The sequence below is a fragment of the Gemmobacter aquarius genome, assembly GCF_003060865.1.
GTDB lineage: Bacteria > Pseudomonadota > Alphaproteobacteria > Rhodobacterales > Rhodobacteraceae > Paragemmobacter > Paragemmobacter aquarius.
Genome location: NZ_CP028918.1, coordinates 3,094,022 through 3,119,624, shown reverse-complemented (window position 1 = coordinate 3,119,624; position 25,603 = coordinate 3,094,022). Strand labels below are relative to the sequence as shown.

Genomic DNA, 25,603 nt, shown 5'->3' with positions numbered 1-25,603 from the left:
GCCCGTTTTCATATGGATAACACTATTTCAAACGCTTTGATCTTTCAGGGAGGAAAGAATGGCACGGGTGGCATTGGTTACGGGCGGTTCGCGCGGTATTGGCGCTGCGATTTCGGTGGCTCTGCAAGCGGCTGGATACAAGGTTGCGGCGAATTACGCTGGCAATGATGCCGCAGCGCAGGCTTTCACGGCCGAAACGGGTATTCCGACCTTTAAATGGTCTGTCGCGGATTACGACGAATGCGTCGCGGGTGTGGCCCGCGTCGAGGCCGAGGTTGGGCCGGTGGACGTGCTGGTGAACAACGCAGGCATCACGCGGGATGCGATGTTTCACAAGATGACGCCCCAGATGTGGAAAGAGGTCATCGACACCAACCTGACGGGTCTGTTCAACATGACCCATCCGTTGTGGGGCGGGATGCGCGACCGCAAGTTCGGGCGGGTGATCAACATCAGTTCGATCAACGGACAAAAGGGGCAGGCGGGGCAGGCGAACTATTCTGCCGCCAAGTCGGGTGACCTCGGGTTCACCAAGGCGCTGGCGCAGGAAGGCGCGCGGGCGGGTATCACCGTCAACGCGATCTGCCCCGGTTACATCGCGACCGAAATGGTCAAGGCGATCGATGAAAAGGTGCTGAACGAGCGGATCATTCCGCAAATTCCGGTGGGGCGTCTGGGCGAGCCTTCGGAGATCGCGCGGACGGTCGTGTTCCTTGCATCCGACGATGCGGGCTTTATCACCGGTTCGACGATTTCGGCCAATGGCGGGCAGTTCTTCGTCTGACATCGCGGCGCGGAATTTGACGCAAATTCCGCGTCGATTTTTGACGCAAAAATCGGGTGCGTGCCGGTGGGCTCTGGAATTTGCGTCAAATTCCGGCGCGGTTTCTGCGTCAGAAACCGCTTGCTTGGCTTCCGTTCGGTGTGTCGGGCACCTAGAGTGCCGCGCAAACGGAGAGAGCGATGACATCGGCGCGCGCAACGGCTATCGGGTTTTCGGCGGTGCTGATGTGGTCGCTGCTGGCGCTGTTTACCATCGGGTCGGCGCCTGTGCCGCCGTTCTTGCTGAACGCGCTGACCTTCGGGATCGGCGGGATGCTCGGGCTGGTCTGGACGCTGCGCAACGGGTTGGACCGTCTGCGCGGGATTTCGTGGCGGGTCTATGCCTTCGGGATCGTCGGTCTGTTCGGTTACCACGCGCTTTACTTCACCGCCTTCCGTATCGCACCGGCTGCCGAAACGGGGCTGATGGCCTATTTATGGCCACTGTTTCTGGTGCTGTTCGCGGGGCTTTTGCCGGGCGAGAAGTTGAGGCCGCTCGCTTTGGTGGGGGCGGTGGTGGCCTTTGCCGGTGCCGCGCTGATCGTACTGGGGCGAGAGGCGGGCGGGGCGGCGACGGGGCTTGGGCTTGGGCTCGGGTTTCTGTGCGCGCTGGTCTGGGCGGGGTATTCGACGCTGTCGCGGCGTCTGGGCGATGTGCCGACCGAAAGCGTCACGGTCTATTGTCTGGGGACGGCCGTGCTGTCGCTGGCGGTGCATTTCTGGATCGAAGAGACTGTCTGGCCTGTAGGCGCCTATGGTTGGCTTTCCGTGCTGGCGCTGGGGATCGGGCCGGTGGGGGCCGCGTTCTTCACGTGGGATATCGGAATGAAAAAGGGCGATATCCAGCTTCTTGGCGTGGCGTCCTATGCTGCGCCGCTTTTGTCGACATTGGCGCTGATCGCGGCGGGGGTCACTTCGGCATCATGGACCATCCTTGCGGCGGCCGTGCTGATCACAGGCGGTGCGGCGCTGGCGGCAAAGGCCAGCGCCGGAGGCCGTTAGGCCGTGACGTGCCTTAGTTCGAAAGGCGGTTCATTTCTTCCTTGAGCTTGAGCTTCTGCTTTTTCAGCTCGGCAATCCGCATGGCGTCAGAGCCGGGGCTACGCTGCTCGCGTTCGACCAGATCGGAGAGGCTTTCATGCTTCCGGCGCAGTTCCTGCAGATGCGAAGCAATCGTCATAGTCGTCCTCCTGAGTTGGTTTCAGATAGGAACAGTGCACCACGGAAAGTGAGTCGTGTCACGGAAATGTCGTACAGACTTTTGGACACATTTAGGGAATCAGCGGAACGCAGCCGACAGACTGGCGCCGTCGCGCAGGACGGCATTGGCCTCGGGCGTATAGTTTTCACGGTCTCCGTCATGCGCGGCGCCTTCATGCAGCACAAAGGGCGGCAGCAGGCGAAAGGCGGCGCGTCCGGTTTTGCGCGCACGCAGGATAAGCCGAGGCGCTTCGCGGCCCAGACGCGGGGCGAGCGGCAATACCAGCGGAGAGCCGAGTTTGGGGGCAAGCGCGCCAAGCGCCTCGGGCAGGTTTGGGGTGGAAAAGATCATCGTCAGCCAGCCGCCTGGGTTCAGACGGGTGGCTGCGGCGGCGACCCATGCGGCGAGGGGCGTTTCGACGCGCAGCGCCGTGTCGCGCAGTTTGACCGGCGAGGGCGAACCTGCGGCGGGGTAATAGGGCGGGTTGGCGATGACATGGTCGAAGCCGCGCCTCAGCTCGGCGGGGATGGCTGTGATATCGCCAGTTTCGATCTGCATCGCGATGCCGTTGCGGGCGGCGTTGCGGCGGGCGAGGGCGGCATATTCGGGTTGCAACTCCAACCCTGCAAGCGACAGGCCGGGCACGCGGGCGGCGAGGCAAAGGGCCGCCGCCCCTGCGCCACAGCCAAGGTCAAGTACCGATTGCCCTGCGGTTGCGGGGCAAGCGGCGGCAAGAAGCACCGGATCGGTCGCGGCGCGGTAGCCTTGCGCCGGTTGCAGCAGGCGCAGGCGGCCCGTCAGGAATTTGTCGTCGGTCAGGGCATCTTCGGGGAAGGTCATGGCAGGCCGGTCGGGATATCGAGGTCGCGCAGGACGGCGTTCGCCATGAAGTGATCGGCGTCGCGCACCATCAGGCGGCGCGGCAAGATGCCAAGCGATCCGTCAAGGATGCTCATGTGGACGTCAAGCTCGAATACCTCTATACCCTCGCCCGCAAGAAGGGCCGAGGCATAGGCGATGATCGTGGGGTCTGTGCTTCGCAGAAGTTCTTTCATGCGATAGACTTAAGGGCGTTGTGGCCCATGTGTCGAGAGGTCGGAGGACGATGGGTTTGGATGACGTTTCGCAAAAGCCGCATGACAGGCTGGCCGCATGGCTGGCAAGCGACATGGCGGCGGTAAATGCGCTGATCGCGGCGCGGATGGCAAGCGAGCACGCCCCCCGTATTCCGCAAGTCACGGCGCATCTGGTCGAGGCGGGCGGCAAGCGTCTGCGCCCCATGCTGACGCTGGCTGCGGCGCGGCTGTGTGGCTACGATGGCGACAATCACATCAAGCTGGCCGCGACGGTCGAGTTCATCCACACCGCCACGCTTTTGCATGACGACGTGGTCGACGAAAGCCAGCGGCGTCGCGGGCGACCGACGGCGAACCTTTTGTGGGACAATAAATCAAGCGTGCTGGTCGGCGACTATCTGTTCGCGCGGTCGTTCCAGTTGATGGTCGAGACGGATTCGCTGCGGGTGATGGATATCCTTGCCAATGCGTCCGCGGTGATCGCCGAAGGCGAGGTGTTGCAACTGACCGCGGCGCAGGATCTGGCGACGACGGAAGCGATCTATCTGACGGTCGTGCGGGGCAAGACGGCAGCGCTGTTCGCCGCAGCGACCGAGGTTGGCGCGGTGATCGCGGGTGTACCCGAGGCGCAGGTGGTGGCGTTGCGCGATTATGGCGATGCCTTGGGGATCGCGTTCCAGATCGTCGATGATCTGCTGGATTACGGCGGGACCGATGCGGCGATCGGCAAGAATACCGGCGACGATTTCCGCGAGCGCAAGTTGACCCTGCCGGTGATCAAGGCGGTGGCCAAGGCCGATGCCGAGGAGCGGGCGTTCTGGGTGCGCGTGATCGAAAAGGGCGACCAGCGCGAGGGCGATCTCGACCACGCCAAGGCGCTGATGGCGAAGGCCGGTTCGATGGAAGCGGCGCGGGCCGAGGCTTTGGACTGGGTCGCACGGGCGCGGTCGGCGCTTGGCGTCTTGCCCGACCATCCGCTGCGCGGGATGCTCGACGAACTGGCGGATTATGTGGTGGCGCGTATCGCGTGAGGGTGCATTGGAACGCTTGGCATCGGTCTTCCCACAATCCGGCATTCTAGGCATGGCGGGGCCGTGCGATGCCGCAGTTTGAATTTCTGCGCGAAATCGGCAGCCTGCCTGCACCCGACATCGACTATTCCATTTGCTCGCTGGTGACAGACCACGCGCTTTACGGCCGAATGGCCGCCTCGTTCATCGAAGCAGGCTTTGCGCCTGACCGTTGCGAATACCTTTATGCCGACAACACGGCCGGAAACCGGGCGGACGGCTATCGCGGCTTGAACCGGATGATCGCCGCCGCGCGTGGGCGGATCGTTCTTTTGGTGCATCAGGATGTGCTGGCGGTGGACCGGATCGAGCGGTTGGACGGGGTGCTGGCCGAACTTGACCGGACTGCTCCGGATTGGGCGGTGGCGGGCAATGCGGGTTTTGATCCGACGCAATGGGACTATCTGCGGACGCTTACCGAAAGTGATCTTGTGGCGCCGATAGGCGATGTGCCTGCGCGTCAGGCCGTTTCGCTGGATGAAAACCTGCTGATCCTGCGCCGCGATGCGCTGCTCGGGTTTTCGCACGATCTGGGCGGTTTCCATCTTTACGCGACCGACCTTGTCTTGCAGGCCATGGTGCGGGGCCGGACGGCATGGGTGGTCGATTTCCATGTCGAGCATCTGGGGCGCGGCAAGATCGACGGGTCTTTCGTCGCGGCCCGCGATGCGCTGGAGCGCAAGTATCGCAGGGCCTTTGCGCGGCGGACGGTGCGGACGCCGATCACCTGGCTTGAACTGGGGCGCCAAAGCATATGGACGTGGCTTGCGCGTCTGGTACTGGCCCGTCAGGTGCGGGGCGGGTGGAGGATTCCAGTCGTCGACGCCTTGATGGCGCTGATGCAGGGGCCTTTGGCGGTGCTGGGTGTCGTTCCTGTGGCGATGGGATGCCGCATCGACGGGATGCCGTTCCGTGTGCCTGCCGATGCGCCTGTTTCGGTGCGGGTTGCCATGCAGGCCGGAACCTACCGGCAGAACCTGCGCGCGATGCTTGACGCATGGCTGCCGTCCGAAGGGCCTGTGATCCTGCTGGGGGGGCCATACGGTGTGGCTGAGGCGGCGCTGCGCCGCCGGGTCGCCCTTGGGCAACGCGTGACTGTCGCGGGCCGTGACGCAGGGCTTGGCGATATTCTGGCATCGCAGGGCATCGAGGGGACCTTTGCGCTGCTGTGCGATCTGGAAGGCGGCGAGGTCGATCTGCTGGGTCGGGATGCGGTTGCATTGGCGCGGTGCGCGGTGTTGGTGGTCGAAACCAAACCTGCGGCGTTGCATGACCGTGGCCAGTCGGTTCGCGACCTTAGCCGCCTGATCGAACGGGCGGGTCTGCACATCGTCGCGACCTCGGGCGCGGTGATCGTGGCAAGGCGCGATTAGTCGAGCATCCGGCCAGGCGCGACCCACCAATCGGGCTGGACCGATCTGATGGCCGCGGCAGCCGCATGGGCGGTCAGCGGGTCGGAGAACAGCCCGAAGCAGGTGGCGCCCGATCCTGACATGCGGGCAAGAAGGCAGCCTTGTTGCGCGCTGAGGGCGGCTTTGACGCGGGCGATTTGGGGCAGCAAAGTCAGGGCTGGCGGCTCTAGGTCGTTGCGCTGCATGGCGACCCAAGCGGCGAGTTCGGCGGTGTTTGCCAACCGTGGCACTGCCTGCAGCGGAGCATTGTCGCGACGGGTCAGGGCCTTGAATACCTGCGGGGTCGAGACACCTGCGCCGGGGTTGACCAGCAAAAGCCATGCGGGCGGCAGGGCGTGGGGCAGGGGGGTGACCGTCTCGCCTATGCCCGACATGCGGGCGGGGCGCCCGGTCAGGCAAACAGGCACGTCTGCGCCGAGTTGAAGCACGGCTGCGGGTTCGGGAAGGGGCTTGCCCGACAGGCGCGACAAGGCGCGAAGGGTGGCCGCCGCATCGGACGAGCCGCCGCCTATGCCTGACGCGACGGGCAGGTGTTTTTCCAGCGCGATTGCCGCCGTGATGCCCATGGCCCGCGCCGCGCGCAGGCACAGGTTATCGTCCTCCGCGACAAGCCGCGCCGATTGCGGGCCGGTGATTGCCAGCGTCAGCGCGTCGCTTGTCTCGACCGTGACGCGGTCGCCGGCATCGGCAAACACGACAAGACTGTCGAGCAGGTGATAGCCATCGGCGCGCTGCCCCGTGATGTGCAGCGCGAGGTTTATCTTGGCCGGCGCGAATTCAGTTACCATCCGCCAGATCGGTCAACGGTTGCGCTCCTTCGGCGGCCAGCACGGCGTCGAGGCCCTTTTCCAGCTTGGCACGGATGCGGGTTGCCTCTTTCTCCTCGGGGTCGAAGGACAGCGCGCGGTGCCACTGGAACTTTGCCTCGCGCTGGCGGCCGACGGCCCAGTAGACATCGCCCAAATGGTCGGTCACGATCGGATCGACAGGTTCGAGCAGAGATGCCTTTTCCATCGGTTCGACCGCATCTTCGTAGCGACCAAGGCGGAAATAGGCCCAAGCGAGGCTGTCTATGATATAGCCCGCGTCGGGCTGTTTCGCGACGGCGGTCTTTATCATCGTCAACGCCTCGTCGAGATTTTCGCCGCGGTCTATGAAGCTGTAACCAAGGTAGTTCAACACTTGCGGCTGGTCGGGTTCGAGGGTGAGCGCCCGTCGCAGATCGGCCTCGAAGGCTTTGAAGTCACTGACCCGCTCGTGGCAGATGCCCCTGCTGTAAAACAGCGGCCAATGGCGGCGTTCGGGCGTGCCCACCAGCTTGATCGCGGCGTCATAGGCGGGGATTGCCTCGGCGAAACGTTCCTGACGGCGCAGCGCATCGCCGAGCGCGGTTTGCACACCGAAAAGGTTGCCGTGGCTGCGGGCGAGCGATTGCAGCACTTCGATTGCGGCCTCGGTCTTGTCCTGTGCCAGAAGCGATTCCGCGCGGCCTATTTCGGCTATGTGGTAGCTGGGGCTGTCGGGCAGGATCTTGGCGTAGGTTTCCTCGGCCAGGGCGGGTTGGCCCAACTGGTCGAGCAGGCCCGCAGACAGGAGCACCGCTTCGCCGTGATCGGGTCGAAGATAGGCGGTGATGCGCGTGTAAAGCAGGGTGAAGCCGTCATCGGCTTCGCCGCGAAGGGCGGCCGCGAGGGTGAAGAACACTTCGCCTATGCCATCGCGGGCGGTGGCCACGATATCGAAGGGCACAACCTCGCCCGCTTTCAGGCGGCTTCGCAGGCTGTCGATCTGCGGATCGGCTTCGGTTCCGAAAGTGCGGTCGAGCAGGGCCAGCGCATCGGCGTTGCGTTCGAGTTGCGACAGGATTTGCATATGCGCGATCACGCCGCGCCGCATCATCGAGATCGCGCCGGACGTGCGGCCCGACAGGATGGCGTCTGCCCCTTCGAAATCGCCCGCCGAGGCGAGGGCGAGGGCCTTGTGATACAGGCCAAAGGCTTCGAGGCCGGGGGTTTTGGCCATGGCGTCAAAGCCCGCCAGCGCATCGGTCATGTCGCCATTGCCAAGCTCGGCCCAGGCGAGCACCAGACCGTCGAGCAATTTTCCCGCGCTGCGCCCGGCCTTCTGGTCGGCGATGAGACCGGCGTAATCTTCCTTTTGCGCCTTGTCGGCGATCAGGGCGAGCCATGCGACCTGCGAGTTGCCCTGTGCCGCGACGAGCCGGTTGGCCAGATCGGCGGCTTTCGGAATGTCGCCAAGGCCGAGGTTGGCGATGATCGCACCGTCGAGCATCGCTGCTGCGTCAGGTGTGGTTTGGAGCAGGCGATCATACCATGCGGCGGCTTCGCGGTAATCGTTTTCGGTGGCTGCGACGCGCGCGGCCAGATAGGCACCGGCGTTTTCGGATCGGGGCCCGTCTTGTGCCGCCGCGGGCAGGGTCAGGGCGGCCAGTGCCAGCGCGAAAAGCGGGCGGTTAAGGCGGAAGGGCATGGCGTCTCCGGGGCTTGCTCGATGTAAGGCTAGGGCCGATGTGGGGCCAAGGCAATCGGGCGGGGCAGGAAAGCTGCCCGGCTTTGGGCCTGATCGCGCGATTGTCAGGGGAAGGGCGGAGTTTGCTGCAGAAAACGACGGCGCGCCCTTGGAGGGGCGCGCCGAAAGCCGCGTCAGGGAAGGGGGCGTCACATGTTGGGATAGTTCGGACCGCCACCCCCCTGGGGCGTGGTCCAGACGATGTTCTGCGAGGGGTCCTTGATGTCGCAGGTTTTGCAATGGACGCAGTTCTGGAAGTTGATGACGAAGCGGGGGTCTTTGCCCTCTTCCGACACGACTTCGTAGACGCCTGCGGGGCAGTAGCGTTGCGCCGGTTCGGCGTATTTCGGCAGGTTGACCGCGATGGGAACCGAGGCGTCGCGCAGTTTGAGGTGGGCGGGTTGCGCCTCGTCGTGGTTGGTGAAGCTGAAGGCGACGTTGGTCAGGCGGTCGAAGGACAGTTTGCCATCGGGCTTGGGGTAGTCGATGGGCTTGTGGTTCTTGGCCAGACCCGTTGCAGCGGCGTCGGATTTGCCATGCTTGACGGTGCCGAAAAGCGAAAAGCCGAGCGTGTTGGTCCACATGTCGATGCCGCCACCCATGAGCGAGGCGACGAGACCGTATTTCGACCAGAGCGGTTTGACGTTGCGGACCTTTTTCAGGTCGCGCCCGATGGCACCGCCGCGCACTTCGGTCTCATACTCGGTCAATTCGTCGCCCATGCGGCCCGCTTGCAGCGCGGCAAATGCCGCTTCGGCGGCGGCCTTGCCCGAAAGCATGGCGTTGTGGTTGCCCTTGATGCGGGGCACGTTCACGAGGCCTGCCGAGCAGCCCAGAAGCGCCACGCCGGGCGCTACCATCTTGGGGATGGACTGCCAGCCGCCTTCGCTGATCGCGCGGGCGCCGTAGGCGATGCGTTTGCCGCCTTTCAGCAGTTCGGCGACCATCGGGTGGTGCTTGAAGCGCTGGAATTCCATGTAGGGGTAGAGGTAGGGGTTTTCGTAGTTCAGGTGGACCACGAAGCCGACATAGACCTGATTGTTTTCAAGGTGGTAGATGAACGATCCGCCGCCTGCGTTGGACCCGAGCGGCCAGCCCATGGTGTGGGTGACGGTGCCGAGTTTGTGCTTGGCGGGGTCGATCTCCCAGATTTCCTTCATTCCGAGGCCGAATTTCTGCGGGCAGTGGCCTTTGGACAGGTCGTATTTCGCGATGACCTCTTTTGAGAGCGACCCACGCACGCCTTCGGACAGGAAGACGTATTTACCGTGCAGCTCCATGCCGGGTTCGTAGGAGGGGCCCGGTTTACCGGTTTCGGGGTCGAGGCCGAATTCGCCTGCGACGACACCTTTGACGCGGTCGCCTTCATAGACCAGTTGGCTTGCAGCCATGCCGGGGAAAATTTCAACGCCAAGCTCTTCGGCCTGCCCAGCCATCCAGCGGCAGACGTTGGCCATCGAGACGATGTAATTGCCGTGGTTGTTCATCAGGGGCGGCATCGGCCAGTTCGGGATGCGGACCTGACCTGCGGGGCCGAGGATGTAGAAGTTGTCTTCGACAACTTCGGTCTGGATCGGCGCGCCGCGCGATTTCCAGTCGGGGATCAGCGCGTCGAGACCCGAAGGGTCGAGCACCGCACCCGACAGGATATGCGCGCCGACCTCGGACCCCTTTTCCAGCACCACGACCGAAAGGTTGGCGTCGAGTTGCTTGAGGCGGATCGCGGCCGAAAGCCCTGCGGGGCCACCGCCGACGATCACCACGTCGTATTCCATGGATTCGCGGACGATCTCGGTCATTCCAGAGCTTCCTTTTGCCAGTGCCAACGCGGCGCGCAATAAAGTTGCGACATTTGCTGCCGTTCCCTAGCCCATCGTGCGCGACAGGGTCAATCAGGACGCGGCATTCCGATGTCGCAATACGGCATCGTGGCGCATGCCAGCCGTTGCCGGAGGAACAACCCGCGTTGCGCGACGATTGCGGTGGAGCGACCCCTTGCAATTGTGGTCTTGGTCGGGTCTGGTAGTCAAAAGCTGCGGTATGCCACGCTCCCCTTATCGGGACCGTGGCTTCCTTTTTATTGTGTTGGAGACCATGGAAAAAATTCCGATGACGCGCGGGGGATTCACCGCGCTGGACGAAGAGTTGAAGACGCTGAAGTCAGTCGAGCGTCCTGCGGTAATCCGGGCTATTTCGGAGGCGCGGGAACACGGCGACCTGTCGGAAAACGCCGAATACCATGCCGCCCGCGAAAAGCAGTCTTTCATCGAGGGCCGGATAAAGGAACTCGAGGCGCTTGTATCGCTGGCCGAGGTGATCGACCCGTCGAAACTGTCGGGCGCGATCAAATTCGGCGCGACCGTCACAATCGTCGATGAAGACAGCGACGAGGAAAAGACCTTTCAGATCGTGGGCGAAGCCGAGGCCGATATCGAGCGCGGGTTGCTCAATATCCGGTCGCCGCTGGCCCGTGCCCTGATCGGCAAGGACGAAGGCGACAGCGTCGAGGTGAAAACCCCCGGCGGGCAGAAAAGCTATGAGATCCTGAGTATCCGTTACGTCTGATCGGGGCGGCACATGACCCAAGGCGAAAGACCCGAGCCGGGCATCGGCGTGTTCCTGCAGGGCGGAGAGCCTTCGGGTCTGGGCGCGACCGAGTTGGTCGCAGCGGGGCTTGCGGTGGTCTGGGTCATTGCGGTCGTCGCCTATGCGATCGTTTCGCCACAGGCCGATGATGGCGGATTTCTCGGGCTGGTGATGACGCTTCTGGTGGTGTTCCTGCCGCTTGCGCTGATCTGGGCCGCGATCACGACGCTGCGGTCCGTCAGGGTGCTGCGGGCCGAGGCGGCACGACTGCAATCCACAGTCGATGCGATGCGCAACGCCTTTCTGGTCAGCCAGCAGTCGGCGGCGTCGATCAGGCCCGTCGTCGAACAGCGGCTTGACGAGATTGCGGCCGTGACCAAAGAGGCAGGCTTTGCGCTGGCGTCGTTCCAGACGCGGCGCGATGCGACGCTGACCGTGCCTTCGGCCGATCGCAAGGCGGCGATGGTTCCGGCGCGGGCTGCGGCGGGCGAGGAACAGCCCGGTCTGGCGCTGGGCACTCCGGCAGAAGATTTGCGCTCTCCGCTGGGAATTGCCGATTTCATCCGCGCGATGAATTTCCCCGAGGGGCCGGATGACAAGGGCGGGTTCCGCGCCCTGCGTCTGGCGCTGGAGGACCGCAACGCCGCCCGTCTGGTGCGGGCGGCGCAGGACGTGCTGACCCTGCTGTCGCAGGAAGGCATCTACATGGACGATCTGCGCCCCGAGCGGGCACGGCCCGAGTTCTGGCGCCGGTTCGCAGGCGGTGAACGCGGGCGCGGCATCGCGGCGCTTGGCGGCATCCGCGACCGCTCGTCGCTGGCACTGACCGCGGCGCGGATGCGGGAAGACCCCGTGTTCCGCGACGCCGGCCATCATTTCCTGCGGACCTTTGACAAAGTGTTCCAGGAGGTCGAGCCGAACGCTTCGGATGCGGATCTGGCCGAGTTGGGAGACACGCGCACGGCGCGGGCCTTCATGCTGTTCGGTCGGGTGACAGGCACGTTCGACTGACTTCCACCCGCAGCTTTCGCGTCAGGTGATGCTTTCCAGCCGCTCTTTCGACATGTCGCCAGGCACGATCGTGATCGGGATCGGCAGGTTGCCCGAGGTGCGGGTCATCGCGGTGACCAGCGGACCCGGCCCCGCCTTTTCGGTGCCCGCACCCAGAACCAGAATCCCGACCTGCGGATCGTCGTTCACCTGAGCGAGGATTTCGGTGACCGGATCGCCCTCGCGGATGATGAGCTCGGGGTTCACGCCCTGCTTGTCGCGCATCCATTTGGCGAAAACTTCAAAATGCGCCTCGATCCGCTCGCGGGCTTCGGCACGCATCAGGTCGGCCACGCCCAGCCAATGTTGGTATTCTTCGGGCGGGATGATCGACAGGATCTGGACCCCGCCCCCGGTATGCGCTGCCCGCAGCGCAGCGAAGCGCATCGCGTTCAGACATTCGCGCGTGTCGTCGAGAACGACGAGAAACTTCCGCATTCAATTCACTCCAAGATGGGCGCAATCATGCCGCCCCGCCGCGCCTTTCGCAAGGGATCGCGCGTCAGAGCGGCTGGCTTTTGGCCCAGTCCCAGTAAAGCGAGCGGGCGCGTTCTGTCATGGCGCGGGTCTTGAAGTCCGTTTCGTCAAAGGCGCGCACGGATGTGACCTTGGCGAAGTTGCCCGACAGGAAGATTTCGTCGGCCGCGTGGGCATCGTCGAAAGTCAGCACCTTTTCGATGACCGTTACCCCGTCGGCGCGCAGGTTGGCGATGTGGCGCGCGCGGGTGATCCCGGAAAGGAAGGTGCCGTTGGGGATCGGGGTGAACACGGTGCCGTCCTTGACGAGGAACACGTTGGCCGTGGCGCTTTCGGCCAGATTGCCCAGCGCATCGGCCACCAGTGCATTGCCGAAGCCTTTGGCTTTCGCCTCGACCAGCATGCGGGCGTTGTTGGGGTAAAGACAGCCTGCCTTGGCGTTGCAGACGTTGTCTTCCAGTACGGGGCGGCGGAAACGGGTGCGCGTCACGCTCGTCTGAAAGGCGGCGGGCGGCATGGCGACCTGTTCTAGGCTGATGGCAAAGCCGGTGGCCCCCAGCGCGGGGGCGACGCCAAGGTCGGACCCGTCGAGCGCCCAATACATCGGGCGGATATAGACCGCATCGTTCGGCCCATAGGCTTTGAGCCCGTCACGGATGATTGCTTCCATCTTTGCGGGATCACAGGTCGGGGTGATCATCAGCGCCTCGGCTGACGCATTCACTCGGGCGCAGTGGAACGCAAGGTCGGGCACCAGCCCATCGAACATCCGCGCCCCGTCGAAGACCGACGATCCCTGCCAGATACCGTGATCGGCGGCCTTCACTACCGCCACGTCGCCATCGTGCCATCGCCCCTCGAACCACGTGCGGATATGCGTTCCGAATGCCATGCCAGTCCCCTTTGCTTCGGGGTGCAGATAACCATCCCGAACGGGCAGGGTAAAGCCGCCTCGCCTGCTTCTATGGTCAAGGATGCCAGCGTTTCGATGCGCTGCGGGGGCCAGCGACTATTCGGCGACCGCGCGGCGCAGGCGGCGGAGCGCCCAGTGCTGGAAGCTGTGGACCAGCAGCATCGCAGCCGACAAGAGCAGCCCGACGATCCCCGATCCCAATGCCCATGCCGTACCGGTGATGCGCGATGTGGCGCGGATCAGTTTGGCCTTGCCCAGCACCTCGGCCCGGCCCACCAGCTTTGACCCCAAGGCCTCGGCCGCATTGCCGATGCGGCGGGCATCAGTGGCGGTGTCGATAAGCGGCAGGATGTGTAGCATGTCTGTCGTGCCGGTTGCCGTGCGGATGCGATCGACGCCGGTCAGAGTGTCGGCAAGCGGCGCAAAGGCCTCCCATCGCAGGGCGGCGTAAAGGTCGTCGGCCGAGCGGGCGGCGGGCAGCGCATCCCATTTCACGCCGCTTTTGACCGCCACGCGCGCCATGTCCTGTACCCCGTCCGAAAGCCTGCCCATCCCACGCGCCACCTTGGCGGCTCCGGCCCCTGCTTTCAGTGCCACGGACGTTCCGCCCGAGACGAGGATCGCCGCGGTTGCCGCCAGACCGACGACCGACAGGCCAAGGTCGATCTCGTCGATTTCGGCACCCGTGACATAGGCCGTTCCTGCCCGCGCCACGCCCGCCAGATCGCCGACGAAGGTCAGATCGACGGGCGCGCGGCAGATCAGCACCGTGTCCATCGAGCATCGGGTGATATCCCAGATGCAGCGCGCACAATCGCCCGCCTGTTTGACCATGCCCGCATCTTCGGCAAAGGCGGCGTCATAGGCGGCTGCGGTATCGGGGGCGAGCGGGATGCCGCGTTCGTCGGCCAAGGCCCTGATTGCCGAAAGCGAGGCCCAGTTGCGCGGAGCCTCGGCCAGTCGCGTCAGCACGAGGCTTTCGATGCGGGCGGGGGTGGCTTCGGTCAGCAGCATCCTGTCGGTTGCCGCAACGATCTCGGCGGCAGTCGCGTCGCGCAGGGGTGACAGCGCCGGGTCGAGCGCGACGCGGGCCGTGGCCAGAAGCGTCAGCCCAAGCGATCCGGCGAGGGCCAGCGCCAGAAGCCGCCGGACCAGCCGCCGCATCGGTCAGCGACGGCGCGAGCGGATCATGCCCACGATGTCGTAGACCTGATCCACGATCGGCCGCGCCAGCGCATCGGCGCGGTCTGCCCCTTCGCCAAGGATGCGGTCGATTTCGGCGATGTCCTGCATCAGCCGGTTCATCTCGAGCGTGATCGGTTCCAGCTTTGCCACCGCCAGATCGGCCAACGCGGGCTTGAAGGTTCCGAATTGCGCGCCTGCATAATCTGCGATCACCTGCTCGGGCGTATGGCCCGCAAGTGCCGCATAGATGTTCACGAGGTTCTTTGCCTCGGGCCGGTCTTTCAGGTCGCCCAGATTGTCGGGCAGCGGTTCGGGATCGGTCTTGGCCTTGCGGATCTTTTTGGCGATGGTGTCGGCATCATCGGTCAGGTTGATGCGTGACTGGTCCGACGGGTCGGATTTCGACATTTTCTTGGTGCCATCGCGCAGGCTCATCACGCGGGTTGCAGCGCCTTCGATCAGGGGTTCCACCACGGGGAAGAAGTCGACCCCGTAGTCGTTGTTGAACTTGATCGCGATGTCGCGGCACAGTTCGAGATGCTGCTTCTGGTCATCGCCAACGGGCACATGGGTGGCCTTGTAGGCCAGAATGTCGGCGGCCATCAGCGACGGATAGGCGAACAGGCCGAGCGACACGTTTTCGCTGTTCTTGCCGGCCTTGTCCTTGAACTGGGTCATCCGGCTCATCCAGCCCATCCGGGCGATGCAGTTGAAGATCCAGCCCAGTTCGACATGGGCGGTCACTTGGCTTTGGTTGAACAGGATCGACCGCTTGGGATCGATTCCGGCCGCGATGAAGGCGGCAGCCCCCTCGCGCGTTTGCTGACGCAGCTTTTCGGGGTCTTGCCAGACGGTGATCGCATGCATGTCGACCATGCAATAGATAGTCTCGATCCCCTCGTCCTGCTTTTCGACGAAGCGTTTCAGCGCGCCGAGGTAATTGCCCAGCGTCAGCCCGCCCGAAGGCTGGATGCCCGAGAAAATGCGGGTCGGGAACGCGGTTTCGGACATGTGAGGCGCCTCGTCTGGAAACTTGATCGCTTTCCGCTTATCGCTGGGGGCGTGGGGCGTCAATCAAAGCCGCACGGGCAAAGCCGCACAGAGGCGCTATCGCGCAAGGGAAAACACATGCTCGACGATGACAGAAACGCACCGCCGCTGAACCCGCTGCCGCCCGTCGTCTGGGCGCTGGCCTTGCCGATCATCGCGATGGAGGTGGTGCTTGGCCTTGGTGCAAGCGGGATCGTCGGCGGGATGGAGGGCGCGGGCTGGCGTCTGCAAGCGATGGAGCGTTTCGCCTTTGCGCCCGATCTGATGCGCGTGATGGTCGAGAGGGGGGAATACCCGTGGGAGCATCTGATGCGGCTCGTGAGCTATCCCTTGGTTCACGGCAACACGACCCATGCGATCTTTGCGCTGGTGATCCTGCTTGCGCTTGGCAAGATGACGGGCGAGGTGTTCCGATGGTGGGCAGTTCTGGTCGTGTTCTTTGGCGCGTCGGTTGCGGGGGCGCTGGCCTATACGGCGGCCCCTTGGGTGCATGCGCCGCTGATCGGGGCCTACCCGCCGGTTTACGGGCTGATAGGCAGTTTCACCTATCTGCTCTGGGTGGGTCTGGCCGCCGTGGGAGCCAACAAATTCCGCGCCTTTTCCATGATAGGCTTCCTGCTTGGCGTGCAGCTTCTGTTTAGCCTGCTGTTTGGCGGCGGGTCAGAATGGATTGCCGATCTGGCGGGTTTCGCGGCGGGTTTCGCGCTTTCCTTCGTCGTCAGTCCGGGGGGCTGGGCAAAGGTCGTCGCGATGATCCGTCAGCGCTGACGGCGCAGGGCGGCAAGGTCGGATTTGCGGAACGCCCCGAGGGCGAGGCCCGCTGCCCCGTAGCTTGCCATGCCCGCCACGATCACGGCGGCAAGGGCGGCATAGCGCCAGCCGTGCAGCGTCATAGCTTCGGCCAGCAGCGTGTCGCCGCTCCAAAGCACGGCCCCCATCACCGCCGATGCCGCGACGATGCGGGGCAGACGCTGGCGCATGCGGTCGTCGAAATGCGCTTCCGGCCCCATAGGCTGCGCTCCGCGCCATAGCTGCCATACCATGACCCAACCCGCCAGAGTGGTGGCAAGGGCGGCGGCGGCAAAGCCGATGAACGGCATCAGCCCCACGGCGATGGCCACATTCACCACCATGGACACCACGGCATAGTTGAACGGCGCGCGGGTGTTTTCGCGGGCGTAGTAAAGCGGCTGGAACACCTTGTGCAGCACGAATGCCGGAAGACCCGCGCCGTAGATCGCAAGGGCAAGCGCTGTCATCTGGGCATCATGCGCGTCGAAGGCCCCGCGCTGGTAAAGCACGGTGGTCAAGGGCAGCGCCATCACGACCAGCGCCACGGCGGCGGGGATTGTCAGAAGCAGCGCGAATTCCGCGCCACGGTTGAAGCTGGCGCGCCCGCCTGCCGCATCTCCGGCCCGCAGGCGGCGCGAGAGATCGGGCAACAGGACGGTGCCTATCGCGATGCCCACCACGCCGAGGGGGAGTTGATACAGCCGGTCGGCATAGACGAGCCACGACACAGCCCCTTCGGTGTAGCTGGCGACCTGACGGCCTACCAGAAGGTTGATCTGCACCACGCCCCCGGCCAGCACGGCAGGCGCGGCGATGGCGGCAAGGCGCTTCAACTCGGGCGTGATCTTCGGCCAGCCCGGATGGAAGCGGAACCCGATCCGGTGGGCTGCGACCCAGGTAAAGACCAATTGCGCGATGCCGGTGATCGGCACCGTCCATGCCAGCGTCAGGCCCATGTCCCAACCGGTCCGTGCCGCGATCAGCATCGCGACGATGAAGATGATGTTCATCAGCACCGGCACGAAACCGGCTTCGGTAAAATGGCCGAATGCATTCAGCACGCCCGACAGCAGGGCGACGAGGCTGATGAACAGGATGTAGGAAAAGCAGATCTGGCCAAAGGTCACGGCCATGTCGAACCGCGCATCGCCGGCAAAGCCCGATGCCATGGCCCAGACCAGCCACGGCATCGCAAAGGTGCCGATCACCGAAAACACGATCAATATGCCCGCCAGCCCGTTGAAGGCATCGCGGGCAAAGCCCTTTGCATCCTCGCCGGATTCCAGCTTTTTGGCGAACATCGGCACGAAGGCCATGTTGAACGCGCCCTCGGCGAAGAAGCGGCGGAACATGTTGGGCAGCGAGAAGGCGACGTTGAAGGCATCGGCCACCGGCCCCGCACCCAGATAGGCCGCCATCATAACATCGCGCAGAAATCCCGCACCGCGCGACATCAGGGTCCACCCGCCCACGGTCAGGACAGAGCGGATCAGACGGATCGGTTGCATTATGCCTTGGCCCGTTCGGCGCCCTCGGCAATCGCCTGGCGCAGCTTCCTTTCCAGCGCCTCTTGCCGTGTTTTCTGGTGCAGCTTCAAGCCGAACATGTCTTTGACGTAAAAGCTGTCGACCACCTGCGCACCGAATGTCGCGATCACCGCACTTGCGATGTAGATGTTGTTCGCCGCAAGCGTGCGCGTCAGGTCATACAGCAACCCCGGACGGTCGCGGGTGTCGACCTCGACGATTGTGTAGATGTCCGACCCTTCGTTGTCGAAGGTGATATGGGTCGGAAACCGGAACTCGCGTTCGCGCTTCTTGATCTTGTCGCGGTCCTTTAGCGCCTCGCGCGCCAGAACCTCGCCCTTGAGGGTCTTGTCGATCATCTGGCTCAGGCGCGGCAGGCGCGACACCTCGTAGGGCTTGCCTTCGGCATCCTGCACCCAGAACACCGCGGTCGCATAGCCGTCCTTGGACGTATAGGTGCGGGCGTCTACGACATTGGCCCCGACCAGCGCCAAGGCCCCGGCAAGACGCGAAAAGATGCCCGGATGATCGGCCAGCGCGAAAGAAGCGCGGGTGGCATCGCGGTCGGGGTCTGGATGCAGGTCGATACGGATTTCATCGTCACGCAGCCCCGCAAGCAGGCGGGCAAAGACGATATGGCTTTCTGTGGGCAAGCCCTGCCAATAGGGCGCATAGTGGCGGGCACATTCGGCCTGCAAGGCCTCGGCGCTCCAGTCGCGCAGGCCTGCGGCCAAGGCGCGCTTGGCCTCGTCCTCGCGCTTTTCGCGGTTGAGGTTTTCGAGGCCCCCTTCCAGCGCATCGGCACATTTCTGGTAAAGCTGGCGCAAGAGCATTGCTTTCCAGTTGTTCCAAGTGCCCGGACCCACGCCACGGATGTCGCAGACAGTAAGCACGGTCAGCAGATCGAGACGCTTCTTCGATTTCACCGCCTTGGCGAAATCGCGCACCGTGCGCGGATCGCCGATGTCGCGCTTTTGCGCGGTGTCCGACATCAGGAGGTGATAACGCACCAGCCATTCGACGGTCTCGGTCTCCTCGGCGCTCAATCCCAGTCGCGGGCAGACGCGGCGGGCAATCTGCGCGCCGATGATCGAATGGTCTTCGGGGCGGCCCTTGCCGATGTCATGCATCAACAGGGCGACATAAAGGACCTTGCGGTTCACGCCCTCTTTCAGGATGCCCGACACCACGGGCAATTCCTCGACCAGCTCGCCGCGTTCGATCTGCGCGAGGATGCTGATGCATTGGATGATGTGTTCGTCGACCGTGTAGTGGTGGTAGACGTTGAACTGCATCATCGCGACGATGGGTTCGAATTCGGGGATAAGGGCCGAAAGCACCTCGAGCTCGTTCATCCGCCGCAGGGCGCGTTCGGGGTTGCCGTGTTCGAGCATAAGGTTGAGGAAGATACGCACCGCTTCGGGGTCGTGGCGCATGTCGTCGTCGATCAGGTGCAGATTGGCCGCGATCAGGCGCATGACGTTGGGGTGCAGAAGATACCCGGTTCGCAAGGCTTCTTCGAACACGCGCAAAAGGTTCAGCTTGTCGGACAGGAAAGCGGCGGGGTCGGCCACGTCGATCCGGCCTTGCACGAGCTTGAGCCCCGCACGCACCCGTTTCGTGCGCTTGAACATCCCCAACAGGCTGGCTTCGGGCTTGGCGTGGCGGGCTTCGAGTTGCGTCAGGAACACGCGGGTCAATTCGCCGACGCGGGTGGCGTGGCGGAAATAGTCCTGCATGAAATGCTCGACTGCCCTGCGCCCGCCCGCATCGCGGTATCCCATGCGGGCCGCGACCTCGACCTGAACGTCGAAGGTCAGCGTGTCGGTGGCGCGGGCGGTGACGTAATGCAGATGGCAGCGGGCGGCCCAGAGGAAATCTTCGGCGCGGGTGAAGATGCCGTATTCGTCGCGGCCAAGCAGACCCGCCTGCACCAGCCCTTCGGCGCTGGGCACGCGGTTCAGGTATTTGCCGATCCAGTACAGCGTCTGAAGGTCGCGCAGACCACCCTTGGCCTCTTTGACGTTGGGTTCGAGAACGTAGCGCTGCCCGCCCTGCCGCTTGTGCCGCTCGGCCCGTTCGGCGAGTTTGGCTTCGATGAATTCGGGGCCGGAGTTGCGGAAAAGCTCGCCCCAGAGCCGGTCGCCGAGTTCGGTTGCCAGCGGTTCGAACCCCGCGACGAAACGGTGTTCCAGAAGGGCGGTGCGGATGGTGATATCCTCGCGGCCCAGACGCAGGCAGTCTTTTACCGTGCGGCTGGAATGGCCGACCTTCAGCTTCAGGTCCCACAGGATGTAAAGCATCGATTCGATGACGCTTTCGGCCCAGGGTGTCAGTTTCCACGGTGTCAGGAACAAAAGGTCTACGTCGGAATGCGGCGCCATTTCCGACCGGCCGTAGCCGCCCACGCCAAGCACGGCGATGCGTTCCGATTCGGTTGGGTTTGGTAAAGGGTGCAGATGGTCGATCGCCACATGGAAGGCGGTGACGACCAGCCCGTCAGTCAGATGCGCCTGCGCTCGGATCAAAGCGCGCGATGCGTGGGGGCGCAATATGAACGCCTCGGCCAGCAGGGCATTGGCGCGGTTCTTGGCCTCGAGCAAATGGCGCACGGCAACGGCGCGGGCGGCCTTGGCATCGGGTGCGGCGGCAAGATCGGCCCCGATCGCAGTGCGAAGCGCCACGATGTCCACAAGATCCGGTCCCGGCACGAGCAATTCGGCCGGGGGTGGGGCAGGGGCGGCTGGAGCGGCCAGATTGGCCAATTGCATCTAGGGTTGCCTCAGAAGCCGGCACCGCCGAAGCTGCGCGGCGCGGGATCGACCACGACCACGCTGCCCGACTGGATTTGCGCCACGGCCAGCCCGCGTTCGTTGGTGCCATCCGGCAGCAGGCGGAACACGCCGTTCACACCGGCAAAGCCTGCGCCCTGGGTCAGTGATGCGCGGTCCAGCCCCGATCCCTTTTTGGCAAGCGCACCGATGGCGGCGATGGCGTCATAGGCGACAGCCGAAACCGGATGCGGCGCTTCGCCGAAGGCGGCTGCGTAGCGGTTCTGGTATTGTGCATAAAGCGCCGGATCGGGGATGGCGAACCAGCCACCCTGCACGCCGGGCAGGGCCAGCGTGGCGGCGGGAATATCCCAACGGGTCAGGCCGATGTACTGATACATCGCCGGACTGACGCCGTTTTCCGACAGAAGCTGCGAGACCAGCGGCAGGGCCCCCGCCGCGTCTGCGGTGAGGAATACCGCCTGCGCGCCCGATGACTTGGCCTGCGCCGCAATGGCCGGCACCGCCTGAATGATGCCGTTCTGCGAGAATTCATACGAGCCTTGCGCCACGACCGAGCCACCCGCAGCGGTAACGCCGCGCTGGATCGCATTGCGCCCCGCCTCGCCCGCTGTGTTCTGGTCGCTGACGATCATGACCTTGGATTTGCCGCTGCGGACCGCGTAGCCGGCAAGGCGGCGGGCCGAATTTTCAAAGGTCGGACCAAGCACGAAGACGTTGCCCCCCGCGATGGCCGGGTTGTTCGAGAAGCTCAGGACATTCACGCCCGAGGCGGCCACGGCGACCCCCGCGGCATTAGCTTCTTCGGCGCGCAAGGGGCCTACGATGATCTTTGCGCCCTCGGCGACGGCCTGTTGCGCCGCACTCGCGGCTTGCGCGGGCGAGGCTCCGGTCGGATAGACCCGCAGATCGATCTGGACCGAACCGAGGTCTGTGATCGCGAGACGCGCGGCATTCTCGATGCTGCGTCCCAAAAGCTCGTCCGAGGCGTCGCCCGATCCGGAAGGCACCAGCAAAGCCACCTCGACCGGCTTGCCCGCAGGCAGGCCCGTGCCGCCAGCGGTCGCGACAGGCTCGCATCCGGCAAGGACAAGCGTGGAGAGTGTCGCCGCGGCAAAGGCCAACGACTTGCGGGCAGAGCGCAAAAAGGTGAACATGCAGCTTCCTCATGGTTTGGGGCGCAGCGGCTGGAACAGCACACGAATTGCGTGCAAGCCTAGGATGTTCCCTGCGATAAGTAAACTTGTCAGGGGAGCCGCACAGATGTTACAGCCCAGCCCGCAGGGGCCAAGTTTCACCATCGGGGGGCGCCCTCTCGCGCCGGGCCTGTATCTGGTCGCCACGCCGATCGGTGCGGCCCGTGACATCACGCTGCGGGCGCTCGATATTCTGGCTACGGCCGATGTGCTTGCGGCCGAAGACACCCGCACACTGCGCCACCTGATGGAGATTCACGGAATTCCGCTCGGGGACCGCCCGCTTGTGGCGGTGCATGACCACAACGAGGCCGCCGCCAGCCCGCGGCTTGTGCGCGCCATGTCCGAGGGGAAATCGGTCGCCTATGCTTCGGAAGCGGGCACGCCAATGGTTTCGGACCCGGGCTTTCCGCTGGCCCGCGCCTGCATTGCGGCGGGACTGCCGGTCATCGCCGCGCCAGGGCCTTCGGCAGCGCTTTGCGCCCTGACCGTATCGGGCCTGCCGTCAGACCGCTTTCTTTTCGCGGGCTTCGCCCCTGCCGCAGCCGGGGCGCGACGGACTTTTCTCGACGGATTGCGGGACGTCGGCGCCACGCTCATCCTGTACGAATCGCCTAAGCGCATTAACCAACTGTTGAAAGACTTGTCGCAAAGTTTCGGGGAAATGCGCCAAACTGCGGTGTGTCGGGAATTGACGAAGCGATTCGAGGAAGTCACCCGTGGCACCTTGGCCGAGGTGTCGGCTGCCTATGCCGGGCGGGACGTGAAGGGCGAAATCGTGGTGCTGGTCGACCGCGCTGCGGATGTTCAGGCCGACCAAGGGGATTGGGAAGAAGCGCTCGACCGGGCGCTTGATCAGATGTCTGTGAAGGATGCCGCAACGATGGTTGCCGAGGCATTCAAACTACCGCGGCGCGATGTTTACCAGGTGGCTTTGAAGCGGGGGAAGTGATGAGCGGGTCACGGTCATATTATGCGGGCTTGGCGGCCGAGGATCAGGTTGCGACGCTTTACGGGCGGTCTGGCCGTGACGTCTGCGCGCGGCGCTGGCGCGGGTCGGAAGGCGAAATCGACCTGATCGCGCGGGATGGAGACGGCCTGATCTTCATCGAGGTCAAGCAAAGCCGGACCCATGCCGAAGCCGCCGAACATCTGACGCGGCGCCAAATGGACCGGATTTATGGCGCGGCTTCCGAGTTTCTTGCCGGAGAGCCGAAGGGTCAACTGACCGATGTGCGTTTCGATGTGGCGCTTGTCGATGCCGTGGGCAGAATAGAGATTCTGGAAAACGCTTTCGCCGCCTGACCCGTTTGCATCCTGCCTTTCGATGCGCCATCAAGGTCGCACCGGATGAACGAGGATGCACATGCCGCTCAAGGTCGCCCTGCAGATGGACCCAATCGGGTCAGTCAATATCAATGCCGACAGCACGTTCCGAATCGCGCTTGAAGCGCAGGAACGCGGACATAGCCTGTTCTTTTACACCCCCGATAAGTTGTCCTTCATCGAAGGGCGGGTGATGGCGCGAGGTTTTCCTATCGAACTGCGGCGTGAAGCGGGAAACCACGTAACATACGGCTCCGAGACCGAGGTCGATCTGGCTGAGTTCGACGTGGTCTGGCTGCGGCAGGATCCTCCGTTTGATATGGGCTATATCACCACCACCCATATTCTGGAATTGATCCACCCCAAGACGCTTGTGGTTAATGACCCGTTCTGGGTCCGCAACAGTCCTGAAAAGCTGCTTGTGCTGCGTTTCCCCGATTTGATACCGCCGACTGCGATAGCACGTGATCTAGCGACGATCCGCGCCTTCAAGGACCGGCATGGCGACATCATCCTAAAGCCTCTGTACGGGAACGGCGGGGCAGGTGTGTTCCGTCTGGACCCGAACGACCGGAACCTGTCGTCGCTGCACGAGCTGTTCACCGGCATGAGCCGCGAGCCGCTGATCGTGCAAAAATTCCTGCCGGATGTGGCCAAGGGCGACAAGCGGGTGATCCTTGTGAATGGCGAACCCGTCGGTGCAATCAATCGCGTACCGCAGGCGGGAGAGACGCGGTCGAACATGCATGTGGGCGGGCGGCCTGAAAAGATCGGGCTGACACCGCGCGACCTTGAAATCTGCGCGGCAATCGGTCCGGTTCTGCGCGAGAAAGGCCAGATTTTCGTCGGCATCGATGTGATAGGCGACTATCTGACCGAGATCAACGTTACCTCGCCCACAGGTCTGCAAGAACTGGAGCGGTTCGATGGTACCAACGCTTCGGCCCGGATCTGGGAGGTGATCGAGGCCAAGCGTCGTTAAGCAATCCAGCCGTGACACCTTCTGCGCCGCCTGTCCTTCAGGGCAGGCGGCGCCCGGTTCGGGACCATGCATGCGAGGTCATTGCCCCGGCGGCAGGCGGAAACTGACCGCTTCGGCCACATGGGGTTTTTTGACCTGATCCGAACCGTCGAGGTCGGCGATGGTGCGGGCCACGCGCAAAACCCGATGATATCCCCGTGCCGAAAGGCCAAACCGTTCGGCGACCTTGGCGAGCAATGCCCGCCCCTCGGCATCCGGGGCCGAGGTTTCCTCGAGCAATGCACCCTCCATGTCGGCATTGACCCGCGCCTGCGGCGCGTTGGCAAAGCGGCGGGTCTGTCTGGTGCGTGCCGCCTGCACGCGGGCGGCGACTGTCGCGGATGTCTCGCCGGTCGAGGGCAGGTCGAGGTCGGTATAGGCCACGGGCGGCACCTCGACGCGGAGGTCGAAGCGGTCCATCAACGGGCCCGAAATGCGCGACATGTAATCGCTCCCGCAGACCGGCGCCTTGGCGCAGGCGCGGGCGGGGTCTGTCATGTAGCCGCACTTGCACGGGTTGGCTGCAGCGACGAGCAGGAAGCGGCAAGGGTAGCGCACATGGGCGTTGGCGCGGGCAACGACGACTTCGCCCGTCTCGATGGGTTGGCGCAGCGTCTCCAGCACCTGCCTTGCGAATTCGGGGAATTCGTCAAGAAACAGCACCCCGTTATGCGCCAGCGAGATCTGCCCCGGTTTCGCGCCCTTTCCTCCGCCGACGATTGCCGCCATCGATGCGGTGTGATGGGGTTCGCAAAACGGCCGCGTGCGCGAGATGCCGCCTTCGGTCAGCAGCCCTGCGAGCGAATGGATCATCGAGGTTTCCAGCGCCTCTTGCGCCGAAAGGGGGGCAGTATCCCCGGCAAACGCGCAGCGAGCATCGATTTGCCCGATCCGGGTGTGCCGGTCATGAAGATGTGGTGCCGTCCCGCCGCCGCGATTTCCAACGCCCGCTTCGCGCGCTCTTGTCCCTTTACCTCGGCCAGATCGCGGTGGTTCCGCTCGGCCGATATTTCGCCTGCCTCGGCGGGCATGATCGGGGATTGTCCGGTGTAATGGCGCACCACCTCGTCCAGCGAGCTTGCCGCCAGCACCTCGGCCGCGCCGACCCATGCCGCTTCGGCACCGCAGGCTTTGGGGCAGAGCAGGGTCTTGTCTTCGACCGCCGCCGCCATCGCGGCGGGCAGGGCCCCAACGACCGGCATCAACCGCCCGTCGAGCGACAACTCGCCCAAGGCAATGACGTTTTCCACCTCGTCCTTGGGGATGATTTCCAGCGCCGCCAGCAGCGCCAGGGCAATCGGCAAATCGAAATGCGAGCCTTCCTTGGGCAGGTCGGCGGGCGACAGGTTCACGGTGATGCGTTTGGAAGGCAGCGCGATCGACATCGCCCCCAAGGCGGCACGCACCCGTTCCCGTGCTTCGGATACCGCCTTGTCCGGCAGGCCGACCAATCCGAAATGCGGCATGCCCGCCGTGACGGCGCATTGCACTTCGACGATTCGGGCCTCGACCCCTTCGAAAGCCACGGTGAATGCTTTGGCGACCATGTTCCCCACCCCTTCACCCAAGGGGTAGGGCA

At 64.1% G+C, this 25,603-nt stretch carries 23 protein-coding genes and 1 pseudogene; 10 read left to right on the top strand and 14 right to left on the bottom strand.

Annotation, left to right across the window (positions count from 1 at the left end; translation table 11 throughout):
• Nucleotides 1-58 precede the first annotated feature (58 nt).
• Together phbB and yddG are read left to right on the top strand one after the other, a co-directional pair.
• Nucleotides 59-784, top strand: coding sequence for an acetoacetyl-CoA reductase (gene phbB / locus HYN69_RS15055; RefSeq protein WP_108436456.1), 726 nt, complete (start codon nucleotides 59-61; stop codon nucleotides 782-784).
• A gap of 179 nt (nucleotides 785-963) precedes the next feature.
• Nucleotides 964-1,824, top strand: a complete 861-nt coding sequence (yddG, locus tag HYN69_RS15050; protein WP_108436455.1) for an aromatic amino acid exporter YddG — start codon at nucleotides 964-966, stop codon at nucleotides 1,822-1,824.
• Between the two features lie 13 nt (nucleotides 1,825-1,837).
• Here the strand turns inward: yddG and HYN69_RS15045 are convergent, their stop codons facing one another.
• The 3 genes from HYN69_RS15045 to HYN69_RS15035 form a co-directional block, all read right to left on the bottom strand.
• Entirely contained in the window at nucleotides 1,838-2,002 is a 165-nt protein-coding gene (locus HYN69_RS15045; RefSeq protein WP_108436454.1) for a DUF465 domain-containing protein, read from the bottom strand.
• Nucleotides 2,003-2,101: 99 nt separating this feature from the next.
• Nucleotides 2,102-2,863 carry a tRNA1(Val) (adenine(37)-N6)-methyltransferase gene (locus tag HYN69_RS15040; protein WP_108436453.1) on the bottom strand — a complete coding sequence of 254 codons (762 nt, stop codon included), beginning with the start codon at nucleotides 2,861-2,863 and terminating at the stop codon, nucleotides 2,102-2,104.
• Nucleotides 2,860-3,078 (bottom strand): putative signal transducing protein, encoded by a 219-nt coding sequence (locus HYN69_RS15035; RefSeq protein WP_108436452.1) that lies wholly within the window; start codon nucleotides 3,076-3,078, stop codon nucleotides 2,860-2,862. The genes HYN69_RS15040 and HYN69_RS15035 overlap by 4 nt, the downstream gene beginning before the upstream one ends.
• A 50-nt stretch (nucleotides 3,079-3,128) precedes the next feature.
• Between HYN69_RS15035 and HYN69_RS15030 the strand changes: the two genes are divergently transcribed.
• Together HYN69_RS15030 and HYN69_RS15025 are read left to right on the top strand one after the other, a co-directional pair.
• Nucleotides 3,129-4,130, top strand: a complete 1,002-nt coding sequence (locus tag HYN69_RS15030; RefSeq protein WP_108436451.1) for a polyprenyl synthetase family protein — start codon at nucleotides 3,129-3,131, stop codon at nucleotides 4,128-4,130.
• 68 nt (nucleotides 4,131-4,198) lie between these two features.
• Nucleotides 4,199-5,542 (top strand): hypothetical protein, encoded by a 1,344-nt coding sequence (locus HYN69_RS15025; protein ID WP_108436450.1) that lies wholly within the window; start codon nucleotides 4,199-4,201, stop codon nucleotides 5,540-5,542.
• Here the strand turns inward: HYN69_RS15025 and HYN69_RS15020 are convergent.
• The 3 genes from HYN69_RS15020 to HYN69_RS15010 form a co-directional block, all read right to left on the bottom strand.
• Nucleotides 5,539-6,369, bottom strand: coding sequence for a 4-(cytidine 5'-diphospho)-2-C-methyl-D-erythritol kinase (locus HYN69_RS15020; RefSeq protein WP_108437247.1), 831 nt, complete (start codon nucleotides 6,367-6,369; stop codon nucleotides 5,539-5,541). The genes HYN69_RS15025 and HYN69_RS15020 overlap by 4 nt on opposite strands.
• Nucleotides 6,359-8,071 carry a tetratricopeptide repeat protein gene (locus tag HYN69_RS15015; protein ID WP_108436449.1) on the bottom strand — a complete coding sequence of 571 codons (1,713 nt, stop codon included), beginning with the start codon at nucleotides 8,069-8,071 and terminating at the stop codon, nucleotides 6,359-6,361. The genes HYN69_RS15020 and HYN69_RS15015 overlap by 11 nt, the downstream gene beginning before the upstream one ends.
• A gap of 188 nt (nucleotides 8,072-8,259) precedes the next feature.
• Nucleotides 8,260-9,909: an electron transfer flavoprotein-ubiquinone oxidoreductase gene (locus tag HYN69_RS15010; protein ID WP_108436448.1), complete on the bottom strand. Its 1,650-nt coding sequence runs from the start codon at nucleotides 9,907-9,909 to the stop codon at nucleotides 8,260-8,262.
• Between the two features lie 295 nt (nucleotides 9,910-10,204).
• On the opposite strand from HYN69_RS15010, the gene greA reads away from it, so the two are divergent.
• A complete protein-coding gene (gene greA, locus HYN69_RS15005; protein WP_108437246.1) occupies nucleotides 10,205-10,675 on the top strand; it encodes a transcription elongation factor GreA in 471 nt (156 codons plus the stop codon).
• A 12-nt stretch (nucleotides 10,676-10,687) separates the two neighbouring features.
• Complete coding sequence (locus tag HYN69_RS15000; RefSeq protein WP_108436447.1) at nucleotides 10,688-11,707, top strand: hypothetical protein; 1,020 nt, start codon at nucleotides 10,688-10,690, stop codon at nucleotides 11,705-11,707.
• A 21-nt stretch (nucleotides 11,708-11,728) separates the two neighbouring features.
• Here the strand turns inward: HYN69_RS15000 and HYN69_RS14995 are convergent, their stop codons facing one another.
• The 4 genes from HYN69_RS14995 to trpS form a co-directional block, all read right to left on the bottom strand.
• Nucleotides 11,729-12,184 (bottom strand): universal stress protein, encoded by a 456-nt coding sequence (locus HYN69_RS14995; RefSeq protein WP_108436446.1) that lies wholly within the window; start codon nucleotides 12,182-12,184, stop codon nucleotides 11,729-11,731.
• A 64-nt stretch (nucleotides 12,185-12,248) separates the two neighbouring features.
• Nucleotides 12,249-13,115 (bottom strand): branched-chain amino acid aminotransferase, encoded by an 867-nt coding sequence (locus tag HYN69_RS14990; protein WP_108436445.1) that lies wholly within the window; start codon nucleotides 13,113-13,115, stop codon nucleotides 12,249-12,251.
• Nucleotides 13,116-13,232: 117 nt separating this feature from the next.
• A complete protein-coding gene (locus tag HYN69_RS14985; protein ID WP_108436444.1) occupies nucleotides 13,233-14,300 on the bottom strand; it encodes a hypothetical protein in 1,068 nt (355 codons plus the stop codon).
• Between the two features lie 3 nt (nucleotides 14,301-14,303).
• Nucleotides 14,304-15,332, bottom strand: a complete 1,029-nt coding sequence (gene trpS, locus HYN69_RS14980) for a tryptophan--tRNA ligase (protein WP_108436443.1) — start codon at nucleotides 15,330-15,332, stop codon at nucleotides 14,304-14,306.
• A 117-nt stretch (nucleotides 15,333-15,449) separates the two neighbouring features.
• Between trpS and HYN69_RS14975 the strand changes: the two genes are divergently transcribed.
• Complete coding sequence (locus tag HYN69_RS14975; RefSeq protein WP_108436442.1) at nucleotides 15,450-16,139, top strand: rhomboid family intramembrane serine protease; 690 nt, start codon at nucleotides 15,450-15,452, stop codon at nucleotides 16,137-16,139.
• On the opposite strand, the gene murJ is transcribed toward HYN69_RS14975, so the two are convergent.
• Genes murJ through HYN69_RS14960 form a run of 3 tightly spaced genes read right to left on the bottom strand, consistent with a single transcriptional unit; the run spans nucleotide 16,130 to nucleotide 21,638 of the window.
• Nucleotides 16,130-17,671, bottom strand: a complete 1,542-nt coding sequence (murJ, locus tag HYN69_RS14970) for a murein biosynthesis integral membrane protein MurJ (RefSeq protein ID WP_108436441.1) — start codon at nucleotides 17,669-17,671, stop codon at nucleotides 16,130-16,132. The two genes, HYN69_RS14975 and murJ, sit on opposite strands and share 10 nt — an antisense overlap.
• Nucleotides 17,671-20,460 carry a [protein-PII] uridylyltransferase gene (locus HYN69_RS14965; RefSeq protein ID WP_108436440.1) on the bottom strand — a complete coding sequence of 930 codons (2,790 nt, stop codon included), beginning with the start codon at nucleotides 20,458-20,460 and terminating at the stop codon, nucleotides 17,671-17,673. Before HYN69_RS14965 ends, murJ begins: the two co-directional genes overlap by 1 nt.
• An 11-nt stretch (nucleotides 20,461-20,471) precedes the next feature.
• The gene (locus HYN69_RS14960; RefSeq protein WP_108436439.1) at nucleotides 20,472-21,638 is read right to left on the bottom strand and encodes a penicillin-binding protein activator; all 1,167 of its coding nucleotides are present in this window, start codon (nucleotides 21,636-21,638) and stop codon (nucleotides 20,472-20,474) included.
• 106 nt (nucleotides 21,639-21,744) lie between these two features.
• On the opposite strand from HYN69_RS14960, the gene rsmI reads away from it, so the two are divergent.
• From rsmI to gshB, 3 genes are all read left to right on the top strand, one after another.
• Complete coding sequence (gene rsmI, locus HYN69_RS14955; RefSeq protein WP_108436438.1) at nucleotides 21,745-22,629, top strand: 16S rRNA (cytidine(1402)-2'-O)-methyltransferase; 885 nt, start codon at nucleotides 21,745-21,747, stop codon at nucleotides 22,627-22,629.
• Entirely contained in the window at nucleotides 22,629-22,982 is a 354-nt protein-coding gene (locus HYN69_RS14950) for a YraN family protein (RefSeq protein ID WP_108436437.1), read from the top strand. The genes rsmI and HYN69_RS14950 overlap by 1 nt, the downstream gene beginning before the upstream one ends.
• 61 nt (nucleotides 22,983-23,043) lie before the next feature.
• A complete protein-coding gene (gene gshB, locus HYN69_RS14945) occupies nucleotides 23,044-23,985 on the top strand; it encodes a glutathione synthase (protein ID WP_174213628.1) in 942 nt (313 codons plus the stop codon).
• A 78-nt stretch (nucleotides 23,986-24,063) separates the two neighbouring features.
• On the opposite strand, the pseudogene HYN69_RS14940 reads toward gshB, so the two are convergent.
• Nucleotides 24,064-25,571: pseudogene (locus HYN69_RS14940) on the bottom strand (YifB family Mg chelatase-like AAA ATPase).
• Between the last annotated feature and the right edge of the window lie 32 nt (nucleotides 25,572-25,603).

What these genes read in the sequence shown, in the direction of transcription:
- HYN69_RS15010 (WP_108436448.1), bottom strand. Translation starts at nt 9,909, where the DNA reads ATGACCGAGATCGTCCGCGAATCCATGGAATACGACGTGGTGATCGTC.
- HYN69_RS15000 (WP_108436447.1), top strand. Translation starts at nt 10,688, where the DNA reads ATGACCCAAGGCGAAAGACCCGAGCCGGGCATCGGCGTGTTCCTGCAG.
- HYN69_RS15015 (WP_108436449.1), bottom strand. Translation starts at nt 8,071, where the DNA reads ATGCCCTTCCGCCTTAACCGCCCGCTTTTCGCGCTGGCACTGGCCGCC.
- rsmI (WP_108436438.1), top strand. Translation starts at nt 21,745, where the DNA reads ATGTTACAGCCCAGCCCGCAGGGGCCAAGTTTCACCATCGGGGGGCGC.
- HYN69_RS15035 (WP_108436452.1), bottom strand. Translation starts at nt 3,078, where the DNA reads ATGAAAGAACTTCTGCGAAGCACAGACCCCACGATCATCGCCTATGCC.
- yddG (WP_108436455.1), top strand. Translation starts at nt 964, where the DNA reads ATGACATCGGCGCGCGCAACGGCTATCGGGTTTTCGGCGGTGCTGATG.
- phbB (WP_108436456.1), top strand. Translation starts at nt 59, where the DNA reads ATGGCACGGGTGGCATTGGTTACGGGCGGTTCGCGCGGTATTGGCGCT.
- gshB (WP_174213628.1), top strand. Translation starts at nt 23,044, where the DNA reads ATGCCGCTCAAGGTCGCCCTGCAGATGGACCCAATCGGGTCAGTCAAT.
- HYN69_RS14950 (WP_108436437.1), top strand. Translation starts at nt 22,629, where the DNA reads ATGAGCGGGTCACGGTCATATTATGCGGGCTTGGCGGCCGAGGATCAG.
- murJ (WP_108436441.1), bottom strand. Translation starts at nt 17,671, where the DNA reads ATGCAACCGATCCGTCTGATCCGCTCTGTCCTGACCGTGGGCGGGTGG.
- HYN69_RS14990 (WP_108436445.1), bottom strand. Translation starts at nt 13,115, where the DNA reads ATGGCATTCGGAACGCATATCCGCACGTGGTTCGAGGGGCGATGGCAC.
- HYN69_RS15030 (WP_108436451.1), top strand. Translation starts at nt 3,129, where the DNA reads ATGGGTTTGGATGACGTTTCGCAAAAGCCGCATGACAGGCTGGCCGCA.
- greA (WP_108437246.1), top strand. Translation starts at nt 10,205, where the DNA reads ATGGAAAAAATTCCGATGACGCGCGGGGGATTCACCGCGCTGGACGAA.
- HYN69_RS15045 (WP_108436454.1), bottom strand. Translation starts at nt 2,002, where the DNA reads ATGACGATTGCTTCGCATCTGCAGGAACTGCGCCGGAAGCATGAAAGC.
- HYN69_RS14965 (WP_108436440.1), bottom strand. Translation starts at nt 20,460, where the DNA reads ATGCAATTGGCCAATCTGGCCGCTCCAGCCGCCCCTGCCCCACCCCCG.
- trpS (WP_108436443.1), bottom strand. Translation starts at nt 15,332, where the DNA reads ATGTCCGAAACCGCGTTCCCGACCCGCATTTTCTCGGGCATCCAGCCT.
- HYN69_RS14960 (WP_108436439.1), bottom strand. Translation starts at nt 21,638, where the DNA reads ATGTTCACCTTTTTGCGCTCTGCCCGCAAGTCGTTGGCCTTTGCCGCG.
- HYN69_RS14985 (WP_108436444.1), bottom strand. Translation starts at nt 14,300, where the DNA reads ATGCGGCGGCTGGTCCGGCGGCTTCTGGCGCTGGCCCTCGCCGGATCG.
- HYN69_RS15040 (WP_108436453.1), bottom strand. Translation starts at nt 2,863, where the DNA reads ATGACCTTCCCCGAAGATGCCCTGACCGACGACAAATTCCTGACGGGC.
- HYN69_RS14975 (WP_108436442.1), top strand. Translation starts at nt 15,450, where the DNA reads ATGCTCGACGATGACAGAAACGCACCGCCGCTGAACCCGCTGCCGCCC.
- HYN69_RS15025 (WP_108436450.1), top strand. Translation starts at nt 4,199, where the DNA reads ATGCCGCAGTTTGAATTTCTGCGCGAAATCGGCAGCCTGCCTGCACCC.
- HYN69_RS15020 (WP_108437247.1), bottom strand. Translation starts at nt 6,369, where the DNA reads ATGGTAACTGAATTCGCGCCGGCCAAGATAAACCTCGCGCTGCACATC.
- HYN69_RS14995 (WP_108436446.1), bottom strand. Translation starts at nt 12,184, where the DNA reads ATGCGGAAGTTTCTCGTCGTTCTCGACGACACGCGCGAATGTCTGAAC.